The 17,178-nt window shown below is 41.3% G+C and carries 19 protein-coding genes and 2 other annotated features; all 19 genes read right to left on the bottom strand.

The window, feature by feature from the left end; all coding sequences use genetic code 11:
- Positions 1-8 precede the first annotated feature (8 nt).
- On the bottom strand, positions 9-3,551 hold the full coding sequence (gene rpoB, locus SJY16_RS00290; RefSeq protein WP_377887101.1) for a DNA-directed RNA polymerase subunit beta: 3,543 nt from the start codon (positions 3,549-3,551) through the stop codon (positions 9-11).
- 262 nt (positions 3,552-3,813) lie between these two features.
- Positions 3,814-4,413, bottom strand: coding sequence for a class I SAM-dependent methyltransferase (locus SJY16_RS00295; RefSeq protein ID WP_377887102.1), 600 nt, complete (start codon positions 4,411-4,413; stop codon positions 3,814-3,816).
- Between the two features lie 124 nt (positions 4,414-4,537).
- Entirely contained in the window at positions 4,538-4,900 is a 363-nt protein-coding gene (gene rplL / locus SJY16_RS00300) for a 50S ribosomal protein L7/L12 (RefSeq protein ID WP_377887103.1), read from the bottom strand.
- A 55-nt stretch (positions 4,901-4,955) separates the two neighbouring features.
- The gene (rplJ, locus tag SJY16_RS00305) at positions 4,956-5,456 is read right to left on the bottom strand and encodes a 50S ribosomal protein L10 (protein WP_377887104.1); all 501 of its coding nucleotides are present in this window, start codon (positions 5,454-5,456) and stop codon (positions 4,956-4,958) included.
- 44 nt (positions 5,457-5,500) lie between these two features.
- Positions 5,501-5,635 (bottom strand) — a sequence feature (ribosomal protein L10 leader region).
- Between the two features lie 59 nt (positions 5,636-5,694).
- Positions 5,695-6,387 (bottom strand): 50S ribosomal protein L1, encoded by a 693-nt coding sequence (rplA, locus tag SJY16_RS00310; protein WP_377887105.1) that lies wholly within the window; start codon positions 6,385-6,387, stop codon positions 5,695-5,697.
- Between the two features lie 142 nt (positions 6,388-6,529).
- Entirely contained in the window at positions 6,530-6,955 is a 426-nt protein-coding gene (gene rplK, locus SJY16_RS00315) for a 50S ribosomal protein L11 (RefSeq protein ID WP_048313309.1), read from the bottom strand.
- A 146-nt stretch (positions 6,956-7,101) separates the two neighbouring features.
- Positions 7,102-7,635, bottom strand: coding sequence for a transcription termination/antitermination protein NusG (gene nusG, locus SJY16_RS00320; RefSeq protein WP_377887106.1), 534 nt, complete (start codon positions 7,633-7,635; stop codon positions 7,102-7,104).
- An 80-nt stretch (positions 7,636-7,715) separates the two neighbouring features.
- Entirely contained in the window at positions 7,716-7,910 is a 195-nt protein-coding gene (secE, locus tag SJY16_RS00325) for a preprotein translocase subunit SecE (protein ID WP_377887107.1), read from the bottom strand.
- An 80-nt stretch (positions 7,911-7,990) separates the two neighbouring features.
- Entirely contained in the window at positions 7,991-8,140 is a 150-nt protein-coding gene (gene rpmG / locus SJY16_RS00330) for a 50S ribosomal protein L33 (RefSeq protein WP_224885261.1), read from the bottom strand.
- Positions 8,141-8,446: 306 nt separating this feature from the next.
- Positions 8,447-9,097: an RNA polymerase sporulation sigma factor SigH gene (gene sigH / locus SJY16_RS00335; RefSeq protein WP_377891991.1), complete on the bottom strand. Its 651-nt coding sequence runs from the start codon at positions 9,095-9,097 to the stop codon at positions 8,447-8,449.
- 115 nt (positions 9,098-9,212) lie between these two features.
- A complete protein-coding gene (locus SJY16_RS00340; protein WP_377891993.1) occupies positions 9,213-9,722 on the bottom strand; it encodes an NYN domain-containing protein in 510 nt (169 codons plus the stop codon).
- Between the two features lie 2 nt (positions 9,723-9,724).
- Entirely contained in the window at positions 9,725-10,471 is a 747-nt protein-coding gene (rlmB, locus tag SJY16_RS00345) for a 23S rRNA (guanosine(2251)-2'-O)-methyltransferase RlmB (protein ID WP_377887108.1), read from the bottom strand.
- Positions 10,464-10,883 carry a Mini-ribonuclease 3 gene (locus tag SJY16_RS00350; RefSeq protein WP_377887109.1) on the bottom strand — a complete coding sequence of 140 codons (420 nt, stop codon included), beginning with the start codon at positions 10,881-10,883 and terminating at the stop codon, positions 10,464-10,466. Before SJY16_RS00350 ends, rlmB begins: the two co-directional genes overlap by 8 nt.
- Positions 10,883-12,286 (bottom strand): cysteine--tRNA ligase, encoded by a 1,404-nt coding sequence (gene cysS / locus SJY16_RS00355; protein WP_377887110.1) that lies wholly within the window; start codon positions 12,284-12,286, stop codon positions 10,883-10,885. Before cysS ends, SJY16_RS00350 begins: the two co-directional genes overlap by 1 nt.
- Positions 12,276-12,941 (bottom strand): serine O-acetyltransferase, encoded by a 666-nt coding sequence (cysE, locus tag SJY16_RS00360; protein ID WP_377887111.1) that lies wholly within the window; start codon positions 12,939-12,941, stop codon positions 12,276-12,278. Before cysE ends, cysS begins: the two co-directional genes overlap by 11 nt.
- 63 nt (positions 12,942-13,004) lie before the next feature.
- Positions 13,005-13,230 (bottom strand) — a binding site (T-box leader).
- A 12-nt stretch (positions 13,231-13,242) separates the two neighbouring features.
- On the bottom strand, positions 13,243-14,712 hold the full coding sequence (gene gltX, locus SJY16_RS00365) for a glutamate--tRNA ligase (RefSeq protein WP_377887112.1): 1,470 nt from the start codon (positions 14,710-14,712) through the stop codon (positions 13,243-13,245).
- Positions 14,713-14,779: 67 nt separating this feature from the next.
- A complete protein-coding gene (gene ispF, locus SJY16_RS00370) occupies positions 14,780-15,253 on the bottom strand; it encodes a 2-C-methyl-D-erythritol 2,4-cyclodiphosphate synthase (RefSeq protein ID WP_377887114.1) in 474 nt (157 codons plus the stop codon).
- Positions 15,253-15,945 carry a 2-C-methyl-D-erythritol 4-phosphate cytidylyltransferase gene (gene ispD / locus SJY16_RS00375; RefSeq protein ID WP_377887115.1) on the bottom strand — a complete coding sequence of 231 codons (693 nt, stop codon included), beginning with the start codon at positions 15,943-15,945 and terminating at the stop codon, positions 15,253-15,255. The genes ispF and ispD overlap by 1 nt, the downstream gene beginning before the upstream one ends.
- A 26-nt stretch (positions 15,946-15,971) precedes the next feature.
- Complete coding sequence (locus SJY16_RS00380) at positions 15,972-17,069, bottom strand: PIN/TRAM domain-containing protein (protein ID WP_377887116.1); 1,098 nt, start codon at positions 17,067-17,069, stop codon at positions 15,972-15,974.
- Between the last annotated feature and the right edge of the window lie 109 nt (positions 17,070-17,178).

Genomic DNA, 17,178 nt, shown 5'->3' on the forward strand with positions numbered 1-17,178 from the left:
TTTAACCCTTACTCACTCGCCTGATTTGACCCAACATTCAAGTTTAATTTCTCACTAGATTGTTCTTCTTCATCGTCTAACTCTTTCATTTCGATCTCTTGCTCATCACTAGCTAGCATTTTTACGTCCATACCTAGTGATTGCAATTCTTTGATTAGAACTTTAAACGACTCTGGAATACCAGGCTCAGGAACATTTTCACCTTTTACGATTGCTTCGTAAGTTTTAACACGTCCAACAACATCATCCGACTTGACTGTCAGGATTTCTTGTAGGGTATATGCAGCACCGTATGCTTCAAGTGCCCATACCTCCATCTCACCGAAACGCTGTCCACCGAATTGTGCTTTACCACCAAGCGGTTGCTGAGTAACAAGTGAATATGGCCCTGTAGAACGTGCGTGAAGTTTGTCATCAACCATGTGAGCAAGTTTGATCATATACATCACACCGACAGAGATACGGTTGTCGAATGGTTCACCTGTACGACCATCGTAAAGAACAGTTTTACCATCACGTGGCATGCCTGCTTCTTCAAGTGTTTCCCACACATCTTCTTCACGAGCACCGTCAAATACTGGAGTTGCAACATGAATGCCAAGCGCTCGCGCAGCCATTCCGATATGCATCTCTAATACCTGTCCAATGTTCATACGGGAAGGAACACCAAGCGGGTTCAACATGATATCGATTGGCGTACCATCAGGTAAATACGGCATGTCTTCTTCAGGAAGAATCCTTGAAATAACACCCTTGTTACCATGACGACCTGCCATCTTATCTCCTTCATGAATCTTACGCTTCTGTACGATATACACACGAACTAGCTGATTAACTCCCGGAGGAAGCTCATCGCCATCTTCTCGGTTAAAGATTTTCACATCTAGGACTATGCCATCTCCGCCGTGAGGAACACGTAGTGAAGTATCACGTACTTCACGAGCTTTTTCTCCGAAGATTGCATGAAGTAGACGTTCTTCAGCTGTTAGCTCCGTAACACCCTTTGGTGTAACTTTACCAACGAGGATATCGCCGTCCTTTACTTCAGCACCCATGCGAATAATTCCACGCTCATCAAGGTTACGCAGTGCGTCTTCCCCAACGTTTGGAATGTCACGAGTAATTTCTTCAGGTCCAAGCTTCGTATCACGAGCTTCGGATTCATACTCTTCAATATGAATTGACGTATAAACGTCATCTTTTACGAGGCGTTCGCTCATAATAATAGCATCCTCATAGTTGTAACCTTCCCATGTCATGAATCCGACAAGGACGTTACGACCGAGTGCCATTTCACCTTTTTCCATAGAAGGACCGTCACCAAGAATTTCACCTTTTACAACTCGGTCACCTTCATCAACGATCGGCTTCTGGTTATAACAAGTTCCTTGGTTGGAACGAATGAACTTCAGTAGTCTATAGCGATCGAGGTCGCCTTTAACTTCCTGACCATCTACAACGGAGATACGACGAACATGAATCTCTGCAGCAGATGCAAACTCAACGATACCGTCATGTTTACAAATTACAGCAGCACCGGAATCCTTACCGTTAACATGCTCCATACCTGTTCCGACAATCGGTGATTCAGGAACCATCAAAGGTACAGCCTGACGCTGCATGTTCGCTCCCATTAGCGCACGGTTGGAGTCATCGTTCTCTAGGAACGGGATACAAGCCGTTGCAGCCGATACAACCTGTTTCGGGGATACGTCCATGTAATCGATCTTGTCACGGTTAATGATGATGTTCTCATCACGGAAACGCGCAACAATATCTTCTTCTTTAAATGATCCATCATCGTTGAGCTTTGCGTTAGCCTGTGCCACAACATAGTTATCCTGTTCATCAGCAGTAAGGTAATCGATAAACTCAGTTACCTTGCCTGTTTCAGGATCTACTCTGCGGTAAGGCGTTTCGATAAACCCAAACTTATTTACTCGTGCATAAGAAGATAGAGAGTTAATAAGTCCGATGTTTGGACCTTCTGGTGTTTCGATCGGACACATTCTTCCGTAGTGGGAATAGTGAACGTCACGAACTTCAAATCCTGCACGCTCACGAGTTAAACCACCCGGTCCAAGTGCAGATAAACGACGCTTGTGAGTAAGCTCAGCTAGCGGGTTTGTCTGGTCCATGAACTGAGATAGCTGTGAGCTACCAAAGAACTCTTTGATCGATGCAATCACTGGACGGATGTTTATTAGCGCCTGTGGCGTAATCACGTTTGTGTCCTGGATTGACATACGCTCTCTTACTACACGTTCCATTCTGGACAAACCAATACGGAATTGGTTTTGTAGTAGTTCACCTACAGAACGAAGACGGCGGTTACCAAGATGATCAATATCATCTGTGTTACCTACCTGGTGAAGAAGGTTAAAGAAGTAATTGATAGAAGAAATGATATCCCCAGGCGTGATGTTCTTCACTCCGGAGTCAATTCCTCCATTACCCATAACATTAATCACACGTTCACCTTCTGGGTCGTCAGGTGCATATATCTTAATAGATTGTAGTCCTATAGAGTCGTCTTCAATTACCCCACCATGAGGTTCAACGTTTTTGAATCCAACGTTTGTTTCGATAGCAGGTAGAATCTTATCTAGTAGGCGGCGGTCAAGGATCGCGCCTTCTTCTGCAACCACTTCGCCTGTTTCAGGATCAACGAGCGTTTCCGCCAAACGCTGATTGAACAGACGGTTCTTGATATGAAGCTTTTTATTAATCTTGTAGCGTCCTACGTTTGCTAAATCATAACGCTTCGGATCAAAAAAGCGGGAATCAAGTAAGCTTTTTGCGTTATCAACAGTTGGTGGCTCACCAGGACGTAAGCGTTCATAGATTTCTAGAAGCGCTTTTTCTGTTCCGTCCGTGTTGTCCTTTTCCAGGGTATTGCGAAGATATTCATCTTCACCTAGGAGATCTATGATTTCTTGATCAGACCCAAACCCTAACGCTCTGAGCAATACCGTAATCGGTAGCTTTCTAGTACGGTCAATACGTACATAGACAATATCCTTGGCATCAGTTTCAAATTCCAGCCATGCTCCTCGGTTTGGAATGACAGTAGCTGTATATCCCTTTTTGCCGTTCTTATCAATCTTTTTGCTATAGTAGACACTTGGAGAACGCACAAGCTGAGATACGATGACTCGTTCTGCCCCATTAATAATAAAAGTACCTGTTTCAGTCATCAACGGGAAGTCACCCATGAATACTTCTTGTTCTTTAACTTCACCCGTCTCTTTATTGATTAGGCGCACTTTTACTCGTAAAGGTGCAGAGTATGTCACATCTCGCTCTTTGGTTTCTTCCACGGGATACTTTGGTTCACCTAGGCTATAGTCAACAAACTCTAGCACAAGATTACCAGTGAAATCTTCAATCGGAGAAATATCCTGGAACATTTCTCGTAAACCCTCATCAAGAAACCATTGATAAGAAGCCGTTTGAATCTCAATTAGATTTGGTAAATCTAATACTTCTTTGATTCGCGCGTAGCTTCTTCTTTGGCGGTGGCGTCCATACTGAACTAGTTGGCCTGTCAAATGATTCACCCCTCAAATCCAGCGTATTTATTTTTTTTGCCTTACGATTTCCACTATAAAAGTGAATCTATCGTTGGACAAAAAAGAAAAAGGGCATAAATTAGTTTTTCCCCTTATCTATAAGCGATTATATTAGTTTTCCCAGACTCAAGTATAATATACTTCATGTCTTTTAGACACGAAAAAGGCCTGGAAAATCCATCATTGGCATTATAATATATTAGCACAGCCTGTCTATGAAGTCAAAGGATAATATGATATTTTACTTGACTGCTTTAATAATATAGTATCCTTTCTTTTTAGAGACAGTTTCTACCTTTTGAAACATTTCTTCGAGCTTTGCAATAGCGGATGGCGCCCCTTGTTTTTTCTGAATAACGATCCAAAGGGTTCCGTTCTCTTTCAAAACTTCATGAGCTTCTTCAAAGATTCCATGAACCACTTGCTTACCAGCACGAATTGGTGGGTTTGTAATAACGCACGCAAATGTTCGGTCATTCACTGCACTAAGTTGATCACTTGTTCTCACGGTAAGGTTAGACACGTTGTTACGAGTCGCGTTCGACATCGCTAAATCTACTGCACGCTCATTAATATCCAACATGTAAAACCGACGTTCAGGAAATTGAGATGCGAGCGATATTCCAATCGGGCCGTACCCACAACCAACATCAACGATGTCTCCATCAACGTCCGGATCCACAAATGACTCAATTAGAAGCTTACTACCAAAATCAACTTCTTTTCTTGCAAAAACTCCGGAATCCGTAGTGAACTGAAACTTCTTCCCTCGCAACCTTTCAGTTATGCGGTTAGGTTGACTCTTCACTTCAGGTTTCCTTGTATAGTAATGCTCTCCCATCGCAATCCCTCATTTCATTGCCATCATCTACAAGCATATCCAGCTTTAATCTAATCATAACTGATAATTACTTTTAAACTACAAAAAGCTCGCTTTTAAAAGCGAGCTTTTTGTTTCAAACCAATTACTTAACTTCGATTGCAGCGCCAACTTCTTCAAGCTTAGATTGCATTTCTTCAGCTTCTTCTTTTGATACGCCTTCTTTAATCGGGCTTGGAGCACCATCAACTAGTTCTTTAGCTTCTTTCAAGCCAAGACCAGTGATTTCGCGAACGACTTTGATGACTTTGATTTTGCTGCTTCCAGCACTTTCAAGTACTACATCAAATTCAGTTTGCTCTTCTGCAGCACCTTCAGCTGCACCGCCTGCTGCTGCTACTGGAGCAGCTGCAGTTACACCAAATTCTTCTTCGATAGCTTTAACTAGGTCGTTAAGCTCAAGAACTGTCATTTCTTTGATTGCTTCAATGATTTGCTCGTTACTCATGAGTAAATCCTCCTTAATAATTGTTTTTTATTAACCGAATTGATAGGCGGTAAACTTACGCGCCTTGATCTTCTTTTTGATCGGCAACAGCTTTTGTAGCCAATGCCATGTTGCGCATAGGTGCTTGTAGCACAGATAGCAACATAGATAGTAGTCCGTCGCGGTTCGGTAGATCCGCAAGTTCCTTTATCTTCTCGTATGAAACAACGCTACCTTCGATTACACCAGTCTTGATTTCAAGAGCTTGATGATCTTTAGCAAAGTTGTTCAAGATTTTTGCAGGAGCTACAACATCTTCATTACTGAACGCGACTGCCGTAGGTCCGACAAGATGTTCATTTAAATCAGTAAGTTCAAGCTCTTCTGCTGCGCGACGAGTCATAGTGTTTTTGTAAACACGGAATTCAACATTTGCATCGCGCAATTGCTTACGAAGTTCAGTAACTTCACTTACATCAAGTCCACGGTAGTCAACAAAAATTGTTGATTGGCTATCGCGAAGTTTGTCTGCAATTTCCGTAACTAACTTCTTTTTTTGTTCAACTGCACTGCTCATTGTTCCACCTCCTATAGAAATGTGTCTATACCGTTCCGGAGTATGAGGTCATATAAAAAGCCTTCACATCCGAAGACATGAAGGCATTAACGATCACTTTGTATCGAAACACTTCACACCTCGGCAGGATATTAAGTGCTTAGCACTCCTGCTGTCTACGGTACAGAAAGTATTAACTTATCAAACAACATTTTAAAGTATATAAAATATAAACGCTAAAGTCAATAGCTAATTTTTATTAGCGGTAGTTAGAAGCGTTAACTTTTACACCAGGTCCCATTGTAGATGCTACAGAAACGTTCTTAACGTAAGTTCCTTTAGCAGCTGCAGGCTTAACCTTAACAAGAGTTTCAACTAGAGTGTTCAAGTTTTCAACTAGCTTGTCAGCTTCGAAAGATACTTTACCGATTGGTGCGTGAACATTTCCAGCACGATCTACACGGTACTCTACTTTACCAGCTTTGATTTCGTTGACAGCTTTCTCAACATCAAATGTTACTGTTCCAGTTTTCGGGTTTGGCATTAAGCCTTTTGGTCCAAGAACACGACCAAGCTTACCAACTTCGCCCATCATGTCTGGAGTAGCTACGATTACATCAAACTCGAACCAACCTTGGTTGATTTGGTTGATGAACTCAGAATCTCCAACATAGTCAGCGCCTGCTGCTTCAGCTTCTTTAGCTTTTTCGCCTTTTGCGAATACAAGAACACGTTGAGTTTTACCAGTTCCGTTAGGAAGTACAACCGCGCCACGAACCTGTTGGTCGTTTTTCTTCGGGTCTACTCCTAGACGAATCGCTGCTTCAACTGTTCCATCAAAGTTTCCAATAGAAGTCTTTTGAACAAGTTCTACTGCTTCTTGAGGCTCATAGAAAGTTGTACGTTCAACTAGCTTTGCAGCCTCTTGGTATCTTTTACCTCTTTTTGCCATTTTGTGTTCCTCCTTGAATGTGGTTTAGCGGATTAACCTCCCACTATTTATGATATCGAAACTTAGCCGATACCATAATAAAAGTTGCGAACCTGTAAGCTACAGGCAGGAATCCCTTTTAATCGCAACGGCTTGTGTAGCATTAGTCTTCGATCGTAATTCCCATGCTGCGTGCAGTTCCTTCAACCATACGCATTGCAGAATCAACATTCGCTGCGTTAAGATCTGGCATTTTTGTTTCAGCGATCTCACGCACTTTATCACGCTTTACAGTCGCAACTTTGTTGCGGTTAGGTTCACCAGAACCTGACTCGATTCCTGCTGCTTTCTTTAGAAGAACTGCAGCTGGCGGAGTTTTTGTGATAAATGTAAATGAACGGTCTTCAAAAACCGTGATTTCTACTGGAATAATCATGCCAGCCTGGTCAGAAGTACGAGCATTGAACTCTTTACAGAATCCCATAATGTTCACTCCAGCTTGACCTAGTGCAGGTCCAACTGGCGGTGCAGGATTCGCCTTCCCAGCCGGGATTTGCAATTTAACAACTTTAATTACCTTTTTAGCCACGCGACACACCTCCTTAAGTCCGTGATGTGGTATTTGGGTGTTTACACCCTCCCACCTTTTATATCAAATAATGTCTCGATTGGTATGAGACTCATGAAACATTAAAATTCTATCATTAATAAAAATGTTTTTCAAGAGCTTTTCTTCTAGATCTTTTCAACTTGTCCAAAATCAAGCTCTACTGGAGTCTCACGACCAAACATATTAACGTGAACTTTCACCTTGCCTTTGTCTGTATCTATCCCTTCGATAGAACCAACAAAGTCAGCGAAAGGACCTTCTTTAACCTTAACTTTTTCCTGCATTTCGAAATCAACGTCAGCCTTAGGTTGTTCCATCCCCATCTGCTTCAGAAGGTTTTCTACTTCTTCAGGAAGAAGCGCTGTTGGTTTTGAACCAGCACCAGATGATCCGACGAAGCCAGTTACACCAGGAGTGTTACGGACTACGTACCAAGAATCGTCAGTCATAACCATTTCGGTTATTACATAACCTGGAAAAACTTTCTTCAAAACAGTTTTCTTTTTACCGTTTTTAATTTCAGTTTCTTCCTCAACAGGTACAAGCACACGGAAAATCTTATCCGTCATGCCCATCGACTCAACTCTTTTTTCAAGGTTTGTCTTTACTTTGTTTTCATACCCAGAATACGTATGAACAACATACCATCTTTTTTCCATATATACAGGACTAGTCGTCCTTCCCTCCCCAACTCATTTACTCTATCATTCTAACCTGATAGTGAAAGATTTATAACGAATTAACCTAAAATGAGGCGGATAAGTGAAGAAATACCCTGGTCAACCAAAGCAAAAAATACCGCTACGAAAATAACCGTTGAAACAGTAACGATTGTATAGCGTGTTAGATCCTTGCGCGTAGGCCAACTCACTCGCTTCATTTCTCTTGTCACTTCACGTAAGAACTTACCAGAACGATGAACAATACTTGCCATTACATGCTACCCCCAATTGTCTGGTGGAAATAAACTCCCCCGAGAATCTTTATAATCGTTCATCCGAAAATGAACGCCCCTTACTTTGTTTCACGATGCACAGTATGCGCATCACAGTATTTACAATACTTATTCACTTCGATGCGGGCCGGGTTTGCCTGAGAGTTTTTCATTGTTGTGTAGTTACGGCTATTGCATTGGACACATGCTAGTGCTACTTTTTTACGCATAATGACACCTTCCTAAGCCACGCAGTTTGAAGTTTGAATATTAGCTAACCAAATCCAACTACACGATGTGGCGATAGCTTCACCTTTTATTTTATATAAACACATACATTTATACAGCATAAAAAAAGACAAAAATAAAAAAACGTTCAGTGACGCTGTGACGTTCGTTGAAAAATCTAGCAAAAAGTACACATTAGTACATGTATCAATTTATCATAGCATGATTAAGAGTGTCAATAAAGCCTAGAAGGACCTATCCAAAGAAAAAACAGGGGAAAGAATTCCCCTGCTTGAGGCTCGTCCATATTAAAGGCTTACTTCGCGGAGCTCTAAGTAACGCTCAAGCTTACGCTTCACGCGTTGCAATGCGTTATCAATGGACTTCACATGACGATTCAAATCCACGGAGATCTCCTGATAGGAACGACCATCAAGATAGAGCATCAAGACTTTTCTTTCTAAATCGCTCAAAATTTCTGACATTTTAAGTTCGATGTCGTCGAATTCTTCTTGATTAATGATAAGTTCCTCTGGATCTGTGACCTTCGTGCCGCAAATAACATCCAGCAATGTCCGATCAGATTCTTCATCGTAGATTGGTTTATCTAGCGATACGTAAGAATTCAGCGGAATATGCTTTTGTCTCGTTGCAGTCTTGATTGCAGTAATCATCTGCCGGGTGATGCACAGTTCGGCAAACGCTTTAAAAGATGAGAACTTGTCTCCTCGAAAATCACGAATAGCTTTGTAGAGACCGATCATTCCTTCTTGAATAATGTCTTCGCGGTCTGCTCCAATAAGAAAATATGACCTCGCTTTAGCGCGTACGAAATTTTTATACTTCGTAATCAGATGTTCCAACGCTCGACTATGACCCTCATGAACCATTACTACTAACAGTTCATCATCAAATTGATCGAACGCTACTTCTTCCAGGTGTCTTTGGCCTGCTGTCAGCTGCTCATTATCTACCGTGCTTTCTTTGAGGTCTACTGTGCTCAATATGCGTTCCCCCCGACCAGTACGCTATATAGAAATATTATACAGGACATGTCGAAAAATCGTCAACCTACTATTTACCGCCTCTTCGCCATTTTTCAAATATTTCGCTAACTTCTTCAGATAAAAACAATCCTGATGAGCGATTTTCTCTATTAACCTTATCAACTCTTTTTTCAATCCCTTTTTCGATTCGCTGCATTTCATTGTATAGCTCCCGAGCCGACTTTCTTAATGCGCCTTGGCCAAAGATTGCCCATTGCTCAGTGTAATCAGATGTAGCTACATGAACTTGAGTGCGGATATCTTTAAGTTCTCTCGCAAGCTTTTCAATCCGTTCGTCAGCTGTTTCATTTTCTCTCGTATAGATGATTTCTACTCCATACAAACTATTTTTCTTTTCTACACCACGGGCCAGGTGAGCGTCAAAAACGACGATCACCCTATACCCTGTGTATGCTTGATACTCAGCCATGTATTCAATTAATAGCTCACGGGCTTTACTAAAATCATTGTCCTTTAATGTCCTAAGTTCAGTCCAGGCGCCGATAATATTATAGCCATCAACAAGCAGCACATCCATCATTATTCCCCCAGGGGATGACGTTGTCGGTAAATTTCATACATCATTAATCCAGCCGCTACTGATGCATTCAGTGATGTAACTTTACCGGCCATTGGAAGGCTTACGAGAAAGTCACATTTATCTTTAATAAGGCGACCAATTCCTTTACCTTCACTACCAATAACAAGTCCAATCCCCATGTCGTATGACGCTTCTCGGTAATCCTGACCACCTGTAGCGTCCGTTCCTACAAACCAGATTCCTCTATCCTTCAGTTCATCCATCGTGCGGGCAAGATTCGTCACTCTCGCTACTGGCACATATTCGAGCGCCCCAGTAGATGACTTCGCAACTGTCGATGTGAGTCCAACAGCTCTCCGCTTAGGTATAATCACACCATGTGCACCAACTGAATCAGCCGTTCTCAAAATGGAACCAAGGTTATGAGGATCTTCGATTTCATCGAGGATTAGGAACAAAGGCTGCTCACCAGATTCCTCCGCTTTTTGAAAAAGGTCTTCAAGATCCGCATATTCATATGCAGCGATCGAAGCAACGACTCCTTGATGGTTTGATTCTCCTGAAAGTTGCTCTAACTTCTTCTTTGGCACAAATTGAACAAGTACATTTTGCCCCTTTGCTTTTTGTACAATAGGTTGAAGCGGTCCTTTCTGAGACCCTTCATTAATCCAAATCTTATTTATTTCATGACCTGATTTTAACGCTTCTAATACAGCATTACGGCCTACGATAAACTCTTTACCCATCAGACTTCACTTCTTTCTTCGGTTGTTCCACAAATTTGTATAATGCTTCTAGTAATTCATTCTGTCTCTCTGTATTTCCCTGTAAGTATAAGTATCCAAACAACGCTTCAAGAGCTGTGGAGTATTTGTACGTGCTCACTGACGTGTTCTTAGGAACTGTTCCTGATTTCGCGTTTCTCCCTCGTCGGACAACTCCCTTTTCTTCCTCTGTGATAGCTTCCTTGTCCAAAAGATCGTGAAGAAAAGCCGCTTGAGCTTTCGCCGATACATACTTCGTAGCTGTTCGATGTAGCTGGTTTGGTCGTATATGACCCAGTGATAGAAGCCGCTCTCTAACGTGGATTTCAATCACTGAGTCACCCATATAAGCAAGAGCTAATGAATTTAGCTGTTTGACATCCAATTCCTTCATTACTCGCTCCTCTTCCAGCGAACGCCCTGTGGTGTATCTTCCAAAAGAATTCCCTGTTCCTTTAATTCATCACGAATCTCATCCGCTCTAGCGAAATCCCGTTGCTTTCTTGCTTCATTTCTTTCTGCGATTAGTTGATCGATATCCTCATCGAGGAGACCTTGTTCTTGTTCGAACGATAGACCAAGTACGGCTCCGAAGTCCTTAAAGCGTTCTAAGAAGAGATCTATGACCTCTTTTGATGAATTCGACTCTTGAAGATAAAGGTTCGCTTCTTTCGAAAGTTCAAATAAAATCGAGATCGCGTTTGCTGTGTTAAAGTCATCGTCCATTTCAGAAACAAACCGGTCATGGTATGTTTGGATCTTTTGTTTCCAATCATCAACATCCTTACCAAGGTCAGCACTATTTTCAAATCGATGCGTTAAATTCTCAACCGTGTCCTTGATTCGCGTTAATCCCGCCTTAGCACTTTGAAGCAATTCATGATTGAAGTTAATTGGGTTTCGATAATGTACTGATAACATAAAGAATCGAATAGCTTCTGGATCATGTTGTTTGATTAAATCATGTACAAGCACGAAGTTACCTAGTGATTTAGACATCTTTTCGTTGTTTATATTTATATACCCGTTATGGAGCCAATAATTCGCAAAAGCCTTTCCAGTTAATGCTTCAGTTTGGGCTACTTCGTTCTCATGGTGTGGAAAAGCAAGGTCCTTACCACCTGCATGAATATCAATTGTGTCTCCAAGATATTTCTGAGCCATAGCTGAGCACTCAATATGCCATCCAGGGCGACCTGCCCCCCAAGGACTTTCCCATGAAATTTCACCCTCTTTAGCTTGCTTCCATAGCGTAAAGTCTAATGGATCTTCTTTTTTCTCGCCTACCACAATACGTGAACCAAGTTTCAGTTCATCGATCGATTGATGAGAGAGCTTTCCATACCCTTCAAATTCTCTCGTTCGAAAATACACATCACCTTCAGATTCATAAGCGAATCCTTTATCAATTAAAGCTGAAATGAAATGAATGATCTCATCCATGTTTTCTGTTACCCTTGGGTGCTCATCCGCTTTCAGTACTCCTAATGCCCCAACATCCTCATGGTAAGCATCAATAAAGCGCTCAGCAACTTCTGGGACTTCTGTTCCTAGCTCATTCGCAGCACGAATCAACTTATCATCTACATCCGTGAAATTGGAAACATAGCGCACATCGTATCCTCGGTATTCAAGATAGCGACGAACAACATCGAATACGATCGCCGGGCGTGCATTTCCTATATGAATATAATTGTATACGGTAGGACCACATACATACATTCTTACCTTACCTTCTTCAATTGGCTGAAAGGATTCTTTCTTCTGTGTAACCGTGTTATATAGTCTAATCGCCATCTTTTTCACTCCTCTTTCTTAGCTTCTCTAATTCTTCATGTAACGCACGCATTTCTGTTTCCATCTGTTTAAATTTATCAGCAACTGGGTCAGGCATATTATGATGTTCAAGATCATGAGGCACCTTTACGCCATTTTGGATGACGACTTTCCCAGGTATACCGACAACTGTCGAGTTTGACGGGACATTCTGCAAAACAACTGATCCCGCTCCAACTTTGGAATTTTCTCCAATGGTAATGGAACCGAGAACTTTTGCTCCTGTCGCGACAAGCGTATTATCCTCTAACGTAGGGTGACGCTTTCCTTTTTCTTTCCCCGTTCCTCCTAGGGTGACCCCCTGGAACAAGGTAACATTATTGCCTATTTCACACGTTTCTCCTATAACCACGCCCATACCGTGATCAATAAAGCAGCGTTCACCAATCGTCGCTCCAGGATGAATTTCAATTCCTGTGAAAAACCGACTAACCTGAGAAACGAATCGTGCCAAAAAGAAAAACTTCTTCTTCCAAAACCAATGAGCAAACCTATGTGACCAGATGGCATGAAGTCCTGCATAGGTTAAAATCACCTCAAAGTAACTTCTAGCAGCAGGATCTTGATCAAATACAACATCTATATCCTGTTTCATTGTCTTCCACACTGGATTCATCCCTCCCCTTTTTATTAACTTCAGCTTATTAAAAAAAGCGTCTCTGTGTGATTGGATCAATCACACAGAGACGCTTATCGCGTGGTTCCACTCTGTTTTATATTTCCTAATAGGAAATACCTTTCCCCATTAACGGCGGTTACCGCTCCTACATACTATCCTAGACAGGAGGTTCTGTAGAAGACTCAGAGGTGCATTTCAGTGAAGACATCCTTAAGCCGCTTTCAGCCACGTCGGCTCTCTCTAAAAAGAATGCAAATCACTTACTTCTCCTCATCATCGTTTAGTATTTAGTTATCGCTTAGGATTGACTTAATGCAATAACCTGATTCAATCGAGCCTTAACTGTTTCTCTGCCTAACAAAGAAATAGCATTTGGTAGCTCTGGACCATGCGTTTCGCCAGTCGTTGCTACTCGGATTGGCATAAATAGCTTCTTCCCTTTATGGCCAGTAGCTTTTTGTGTCGCTTTAATAGCTGCTTTAATTTCACCTGGTTTAAAATCAGCAACCTCTTCAAGCTGATGAAGGAAGCCTTCCATTACTTCAGGAACTTGTTCTTCATTCAATACAACCAATGCTTCTTCATTATAATTAATTTCTTGCTTAAAGAACAACTCTGTAAGCTCGACGATTTCTTTTCCATACTGAAGTTGCTCTTGATAAAGAGAAATAAGCTCTTTCGCCCACTGATGTTGCTCAGCTGTCATCTCTTTTGGTAGACGACCAGCCTCAATCAGATGTGGAAGGGCAAGGTCTACTACCCGCTCAATGCTAGCAGCTTTTATATACTGGTTATTCATCCAGTAAAGCTTTTGTGAATCGAAAACTGCTGGTGACGTTGATAAACGTTCAGCATCAAATATTTCGATTAATGCTTCCTTCGTAAACACTTCATCTTCACCCTTTGGAGACCAACCAAGTAACGTAATAAAGTTAAATAACGCTTCAGGAAGGAAGCCCAGGTCATGATATTGCTCAATGTATTGAACGATTGACTTATCACGCTTACTTAACTTCTTCTTCTGATCATTAACAATGAGCGTCATATGACCGAATTTAGGCGGCTCAAAGCCGAATGCTTCGTAAATCATTAGCTGCTTAGGTGTGTTAGAAATATGATCGTCTCCACGTAGGACGTGAGAGATTTTCATGTAATGATCGTCTAATGCAACCGCATAATTATATGTTGGAATTCCATTCTTTTTGACAATAACGAAATCACCGATACCATTTGATTCAAATGATACACGATCCTTCACAATATCATCAAATGAGAATTCTTTATCACGAGGTACGGCAAAACGAATGCTAGGCTCACGTCCTTCAGCATCTAGTTCCTCGCGTTTTTCTTCTGTTAGATGGCGACATTTCCCAGAATAACGAGGCATTTCTCCACGTGCACGTTGCGCTTCTCGCTCTGCTTCTAGCTCATCTTCTGTACAGTAACACTTGTATGCTAGGTCTTTCTCAAGGAGTTCAGTCGTGTGCTTCGTATAGATATCAAGACGCTCCATCTGACGATAAGGGCCATATTCCCCCTCTTTGTCGATGCTTTCGTCCCAATCCATACCTAGCCATTTTAAATAATCAAGTTGATTCTGCTCCCCACCCTCTACGTTTCGAGTTTGGTCAGTATCCTCGATTCTAATAATGAATTTACCGTTTTGGCTTCTAGCGAACAGATAGTTAAACAATGCAGTACGAGCATTACCTATATGTAAATACCCTGTTGGACTCGGTGCATAACGCACCCTAACTTCGTTTCCCATTTTATACACCACCATTAATTTTATCTTTAACTGTCTTATTATTTTACCATTGTAGTCAAATTATCGGTCAACTAGATTGTAGTAATACGACTACTTCTGTTGCGATGCCCTCTCCTCTACCTGTGAACCCTAGCTTCTCTGAAGTAGTTGCTTTCACATTCACTTGATCAACATCCGCTTCCAGGAGGTCCGCAATAACTTCCCGCATCGCAGAAATATGTGGGGCCATTTTCGGCATCTGTGCAATAATCGTGCAGTCTACGTTTCCGAGGACATATCCTTTTTCTTTTACAATCTGAAAAACGTGACGAAGGAGTTCCTTCGAATCAGCATCTTTAAAGGACTCATCCGTATCAGGAAAATGTTTGCCGATATCCCCTTCTCCAATAGCACCTAGACAAGCATCTGCTACAGAATGAAGCAAAACATCTGCATCCGAATGACCTAGAAGACCTTTTTCAAAGGGAATTGTGATACCTCCAATAATACATGGACGCCCTTCAACAAGCTGGTGCACATCAAACCCATGCCCAATCCTCATTACGATTCACTCTCCTTTTTCTCTCTTAAAATAGCTCTAGCGAAAATTAAATCTTCAGGAGTTGTTAGTTTCACATTCCAATAGTCACCAGGAATGATCTTAACAGTCCTCCCGTTCATTTCCACAAGACTCGCATCATCTGTACCAATAATATTATTTTCTTCAGCCCATCTGTGAATGTCTTTTATAATAGAAAGACGAAAAGCCTGCGGAGTTTGAACAGCCCACAGGCTTGATCGATCAATCGTTTTATCAACCTTTAAATCACTGACCTGCTTTACAGTATCCTTAACTGGCACAGCCACTACCGCGCCGTCATATGTAGATGCAGCTTCCGCTAAATTAAAAGCCACTTCAAGAGTAAAAAAAGGTCGCGCGCCATCATGGATCAGGACAATCTTATCCCCATCTAGTGCTTTTAGACCTTCATATACACTTTGCTGCCGTTCTTTTCCACCTGTAACGACCTTAGTCACCTTTGTGAGACCATACTCTCCAATCAATAACTTAAACTCTTCATGTTCCCGTTCATTCACTGCTAAGACAATTTCTTCACAGTGTAAATCACTCTGAAAAACCGATATCGTATGTACGATAATCGGCTTTTCATCAAGCATGATAAATTGTTTATTTTTCCCTGCATTCATACGCTTCCCCTGGCCTGCTGCAGGTATAACAACAGAATACTTCAATCCTAGAACCCCCGTTACCTATCCCCCTAGAGCGCTTTTTCAAGCAATTTGGGCTTGGCAAAGATCATACGCCCGGCAGATGTTTGCAATACGCTCGTTACAAGAACATCAATTGTTTTACCAATGTAGTCTCTTCCATCTTCCACTACGATCATCGTACCATCATCCAGGTAAGCAACTCCCTGGTTATACTCTTTACCGTCCTTGATTACCTGAACATTAAGCTCTTCTCCAGGAAGGACAACTGGCTTAACCGCATTTGCAAGATCATTGATATTTAGAACTTGAACCTTTTGTAGTTCACACACTTTGTTAAGGTTAAAGTCATTAGTAACAACCATTCCATTTACAAGTTTAGCGAGCTTTACAAGCTTACTGTCTACTTCTTGAATTTCGTCAAAGTCACCTTCGTATATTTCAACATTAACAGCAAGTTCTTTCTGTATCTTGTTTAAGATATCTAGACCTCGACGCCCTCTATTCCTTTTCAGTACATCAGAAGAATCTGCTATATGTTGAAGTTCTTCTAGTACGAATTGAGGAATTACTAGCGTTCCTTCAAGGAAACCAGTTTGACAGATATCAGCAATTCGTCCATCGATAATGACGCTAGTATCAAGAATCTTTAGCTTTGATGATCCAGAATCGATGTCAGGGTCATCAGAATCTTTCTTCTTCTCTCTACCTTTGTTGTTATTGAATAGGTTAATAAGTTCATCTCGTTTCTTAAACCCAACCTGGAATCCAAAATAACCAAAAAGTACACTAATAAAGATAGGCAGCACGTTGCTAATGACTGGCAGCTTAATTTCAGCCAGAGGCATATTAATTAAAAATGCAACTATAAGTCCAATAATCAGCCCAATTGTCCCAAATAACACATCACCAACAGGTGCTTTAACAACCTTCTCTTCAATAATACGAATAAAGTCAACGATATAATCTGTTATCCAAAAAGTTGCTAAGAAAAATAGCACCGCTCCAATGACAGCACCTGCATACGAGTTGCTGAAAACGGCTGGTATGTCACCTATATTGAGTAATTGAATAAATTCTGGCAAATAAACTAAGCCCAGTGCTCCGCCTAAAATGATAAAAAATAACTGAATGATCCACTTTATCATTGACGTTTTCACCTCCTTCTATCATTATATACAATTTACTAAAATTGAAACGTTATTCTTGAAGTTTGCGAATTTTATAGTATGATAATAGGTTAGCTTTTATACCTAT

This window comes from Alkalihalobacillus sp. R86527, from assembly GCF_042466185.1.
Lineage (GTDB): Bacteria > Bacillota > Bacilli > Bacillales > Guptibacillaceae > Guptibacillus.

What these genes read in the sequence shown, in the direction of transcription:
- SJY16_RS00295 (WP_377887102.1), bottom strand. Translation starts at nt 4,413, where the DNA reads ATGGGAGAGCATTACTATACAAGGAAACCTGAAGTGAAGAGTCAACCT.
- rplL (WP_377887103.1), bottom strand. Translation starts at nt 4,900, where the DNA reads ATGAGTAACGAGCAAATCATTGAAGCAATCAAAGAAATGACAGTTCTT.
- rplJ (WP_377887104.1), bottom strand. Translation starts at nt 5,456, where the DNA reads ATGAGCAGTGCAGTTGAACAAAAAAAGAAGTTAGTTACGGAAATTGCA.
- rplA (WP_377887105.1), bottom strand. Translation starts at nt 6,387, where the DNA reads ATGGCAAAAAGAGGTAAAAGATACCAAGAGGCTGCAAAGCTAGTTGAA.
- nusG (WP_377887106.1), bottom strand. Translation starts at nt 7,635, where the DNA reads ATGGAAAAAAGATGGTATGTTGTTCATACGTATTCTGGGTATGAAAAC.
- secE (WP_377887107.1), bottom strand. Translation starts at nt 7,910, where the DNA reads ATGGCAAGTATTGTTCATCGTTCTGGTAAGTTCTTACGTGAAGTGACA.
- rpmG (WP_224885261.1), bottom strand. Translation starts at nt 8,140, where the DNA reads ATGCGTAAAAAAGTAGCACTAGCATGTGTCCAATGCAATAGCCGTAAC.
- SJY16_RS00340 (WP_377891993.1), bottom strand. Translation starts at nt 9,722, where the DNA reads ATGGATGTGCTGCTTGTTGATGGCTATAATATTATCGGCGCCTGGACT.
- rlmB (WP_377887108.1), bottom strand. Translation starts at nt 10,471, where the DNA reads ATGGGTAAAGAGTTTATCGTAGGCCGTAATGCTGTATTAGAAGCGTTA.
- SJY16_RS00350 (WP_377887109.1), bottom strand. Translation starts at nt 10,883, where the DNA reads ATGAAGGAATTGGATGTCAAACAGCTAAATTCATTAGCTCTTGCTTAT.
- cysS (WP_377887110.1), bottom strand. Translation starts at nt 12,286, where the DNA reads ATGGCGATTAGACTATATAACACGGTTACACAGAAGAAAGAATCCTTT.
- cysE (WP_377887111.1), bottom strand. Translation starts at nt 12,941, where the DNA reads ATGAATCCAGTGTGGAAGACAATGAAACAGGATATAGATGTTGTATTT.
- gltX (WP_377887112.1), bottom strand. Translation starts at nt 14,712, where the DNA reads ATGGGAAACGAAGTTAGGGTGCGTTATGCACCGAGTCCAACAGGGTAT.
- ispF (WP_377887114.1), bottom strand. Translation starts at nt 15,253, where the DNA reads ATGAGGATTGGGCATGGGTTTGATGTGCACCAGCTTGTTGAAGGGCGT.
- SJY16_RS00380 (WP_377887116.1), bottom strand. Translation starts at nt 17,069, where the DNA reads ATGATAAAGTGGATCATTCAGTTATTTTTTATCATTTTAGGCGGAGCA.